We start from the raw sequence: 3,933 nt of genomic DNA on the forward strand, positions 1-3,933 counted from the left end.
CTTGTGTAAAGTTAGCAGACACACTTAAATGAACAGTCTCATCAAAATATTTCAAATTATATCAATTTATCTCTACCATATTTCAATAATCAGGAACCACTAACCAACTAACCAAATAACCCTTACCGTCATGCTAAAGAACATCTTCAAAACCGCACTTAGAAGTTTCCGGAAAAACCTATCCATTTCCCTGATCAATATGATCGGGTTGGGGGTGGGATTGGCGACCTGTATTCTCCTGCTTTTGTATATATGGGATGAAAGCAGTTATGACAAGCACCACAGGGATTTGGATAATTTATATAGGGTCGCCATCAATTTTCCGGAAGGTAATTCAGCCGCTTCTCCTGCACCTATGGCATTTTCCATAAAGTCAGAATTTCCTGAAGTACTTCAGTCAGCGAGATTGCTCAAATACCCCATGCTGGAATCCATGATTCTAAACTACGAGGGTGGAGGGGAACTGAAGGTATTCAATGAGACAAATGGTTATTATGTGGATTCGACTTTTTTTGATGTGTTGACTTATGAGTTCGTTTCAGGCAATCCGAAAACTGCCCTGTCAGAAAACAATACGATGGTTCTCTCCCAGAGTCTGGCAAGGAAAATCTTCGGAGAAAAAAATCCCATCAATGAAGTTATCACCATAGGATTGCCTGAGGGAAATTTTGACTATTCCATCAAAGGGGTTTTTGGGAATTCCCCAAAATCACATATCCGGGCAAATTTCTTTCTCTCCATCATCAATTCTGACATCGGAAATTGGGTCAGTTCGGAAACTTCCTGGCCAAACAACAATATGTTCCATACTTATTTCAGGATGCAGGAGGGCAGAACAATGGATGAGATGGAATCCAAGATGCAGGATTTTTACCAGGGTAAACTGAAAGAATCGGCTTCGGTGGGGGTTTCATTATCTCTTTTTTTGCAACCGGTAAGGGATATTTACCTCAAATCGGATCTCGGTTATGAGGTTGATACCAATGGCAACTACAGAAATCTTTTTGTATTTGGCTCCATTGGATTTTTTGTGCTTTTGATAGCCTGTATCAATTTCATGAACCTTTCTACAGCCAGGTCTGAAAAAAGGGCCAAGGAGGTTGGCGTAAGAAAAGTAATAGGAGCAGGGAAACATGAACTTGTCAAGCAGTTTATGGGGGAGTCCATTCTTATGAGCATTATCTCATTGTTTTTGGCAATTCTGCTGTTACTATTGCTGTTGCCAATGTTCAATAATGTGGCTGAAAAATCCCTTGATTTATTCGGTAACCCACTTTTGTTTCCTATTATTTTAGGGTTGACCCTGCTAACGGGAGTTATGGCAGGCATTTATCCTGCTTTTTATCTATCAGGTTTCAAGCCAGTTTCTATATTGAAAGGAAGTAAGGGAAATGGTTTTGCGGCAGTTGCCATCAGAAAGGGATTGGTGGTTTTCCAATTCGTGATATCAATTGCGCTGATTGCCATGGCATTTATCATCCAGGGACAGATGAATTTTTTGGTGGACAGCAACCTTGGTTTTGACAAGGAGCAACAATTGATTGTGCCGCTTCAAAGTGAGGAATCTAGGACCAATTTTGCCGCTTTCAAAACCCAACTGCAGAGTCGGCATGGTATCAGAATGGTCAGTGGAGGTTCATCTTATCCCGGATTGAAAGTTCTCCAAGATTGGTTGCTGTATCCTGAGGGAAAAACAATAGATGATGTTGTTGATGTATACATCAATCGTATTTCCAATGATTTCTTTGAAGTGCTTGACCTTGATATTCTTGTAGGAAGAGGGTATTCCGAAGAATTTACAGAAAATAGCGGGAGATTGGTCATCAATGAAACTGCTGCAAAGGCATATGGGTTTGAGGTAGAAGAGGCTATCGGAAAACACCTGAACATGGATTGGCGTGGAGAAGTTGTAACATGGGAAATCATCGGGGTTGTCAGGGATTTCCATTTTGAAAGCCTACACAAAAACATCAAGCCATTGGCTTTTCCCTACACGGGTCAGCCACCATTCCTTGTAGCCAAAGTTGAAACTGAAAGGATGGCGGATTTGATTTCTTTTGTGGAACAAACCTGGAAATCCGTCAATCCAACCACTCCTTTTGCCTATTCCTTTTTGGATCAGGATTTTATGAGAAACTATGAATCCGAAAAAAGGACTTCTACCATCATCCTATATTTCACCGTTATTGCCATTTTGATTTCCTGCATCGGACTGTTTGGATTGGCTGCTTTCACGGCAGAGCAAAAAACCAAGGAAATCGGTATCAGGAAAGTGTTGGGTGCAACTACTTGGAATATTACTACTTTGGTATCAAGGGAGTTTTTGGTATTGGTAGTGGTGGCCATCCTGATTGCAGCCCCTTTGGGATATTACGCTGCAGAAAAATGGCTGGAGAATTTTGCCTACAAAATAGACCTCAGCATTTGGACCTTTGTGGTTTCCGGATTGGTTGCCGTTTTGATTGCCTATGGGACGGTGAGTTATCAGGCGGTCAAAGCAGCTTTGGCGAATCCGGTTGATTCTTTGAAGTCGGAGTGATGGGAAGGATGAGGGAAAAGGGATGAAGGTTTGTAAGAAGCGAGAAGCGAGAGTCGAGAGGGGAGAACCAAGATACAAGAAACAAGAGCCAAGATGAGAACCGAGAGACGAGATGCGAGAGACAAGAAGGGAGATACAGGAAACAAGATACAAGAACAAGAGCTAAGATTCTAGTATGGGATTTTGTGATGGATAAAGGTAGTGGGGTTTCGTCATTGGTAGGAGCACTTGAAAAGCCTTGATTTTTTGAATAGACCTACGTGCGACGTGGCAATCTCTGTGGAGAAGAGGAGGTAGATGGAGCGAGAGACGAGAGTCAAGAGCCAAGATTCTGTGTTAAGTTTCAAGTAAAATCTTTATTTTTATCTTTGTATATAAATCAGCTCAAGCTAGATTCAAAAGGTTCTGCCGTTTGTTGCAGGGCCTTTCTTTTTTCTTCATAGTTTTGGGCGAAAGTTGATTTTGTTTTGTATAAGATGTAGGCCAGTTCGAGGAGTTTTCTTTGGATTGCGACCAATGCTTTCATTTTAATTCCATGTCTTCCGACAAGTCTTGCATAGGTGTCTTTGTACTGTTCACAGTGTTTTACCGCAGTAAGTGCGGGCAGATGTACTGCTTTTCTCAGATATCTGTTTCCTCTTTTTGATATTTTTGGTTTGCCCTTGACCGAAGTCCCTGATTGTTTTTCCTTGACATCCAAGCCGGCAAAACTTGTCAGCTGGCGTTTGTTTTGTATGAGTTCAAAACCATTTGTTTCAGCCATTATAATTGCAGCGGTGAGTTCTCCAACCCCTGGAATGCTGGTTATATACTTTATATCTTCTTTGACTGAATCATTCTCTTTTATAAGGCTGCTGATTTCTTTTTTGATTTCCTTTTCCTGCTCATTGAGAAGTTTGAGTCTTTTTTTCAGTCTTTTCATGGAGCTTGGATTTGGAAATGCTTCAGTTTTCTCGGCGTGGATCTGGTTTTTGATTACAGTTCTCTCTGTGACAATCTGCTCCCGTTCCCTTGTGAGTTGCCTCATTTTTCTGAATATTAGAGAAGGCGGTCGCCATGAATCAAGCTTTCTTTCAAGACCGAACCGTGCTATTGCTTCAGAAGCTGTTTTGTCCGTAACGGTTTTGATATCCAGGGTCCTTGCATAGTTGCTGATCTTGTTGGGTAGGACTATCGCCACTTTTTTGGACCTTTCATACAGCCAGTTGGCGAGCTTTTCATGGTAGACCCCTGTGGCCTCCATTACATAGATAATCTCTACTTCTTTGGAACTGAGGCTTTCTTCCCACTTAATGAGCTTAACAAACCCTTTGTCTTTGTTTTTGAAAATTGAATTTGCTTTTAATTTAACTTGGAGCTCATCATCGATAACTCCGAAACTGCATACCAGTTCA

2 protein-coding genes are annotated in these 3,933 nt (G+C 41.3%); one reads left to right on the forward strand and one right to left on the reverse strand.

The window, feature by feature from the left end:
* Positions 1-130: 130 nt before the first annotated feature.
* The gene (locus tag ACEW8O_RS04360; protein ID WP_373493402.1) at positions 131-2,539 is read left to right on the forward strand and encodes an ABC transporter permease; all 2,409 of its coding nucleotides are present in this window, start codon (positions 131-133) and stop codon (positions 2,537-2,539) included.
* Between the two features lie 379 nt (positions 2,540-2,918).
* Here the strand turns inward: ACEW8O_RS04360 and ACEW8O_RS04365 are convergent.
* The coding region (locus ACEW8O_RS04365) for an IS110 family transposase (protein ID WP_373493403.1) at positions 2,919-3,933 on the reverse strand (1,015 nt) is incomplete at its 5' end.

This window comes from Aquiflexum sp., from assembly GCF_041749095.1.
Taxonomy (GTDB): Bacteria; Bacteroidota; Bacteroidia; order Cytophagales; family Cyclobacteriaceae; genus Aquiflexum.

Excerpts from the sequence above, each read along its gene's own strand:
- ACEW8O_RS04360 (WP_373493402.1), top strand. The coding sequence starts at position 131 with ATGCTAAAGAACATCTTCAAAACCGCACTTAGAAGTTTCCGGAAAAAC.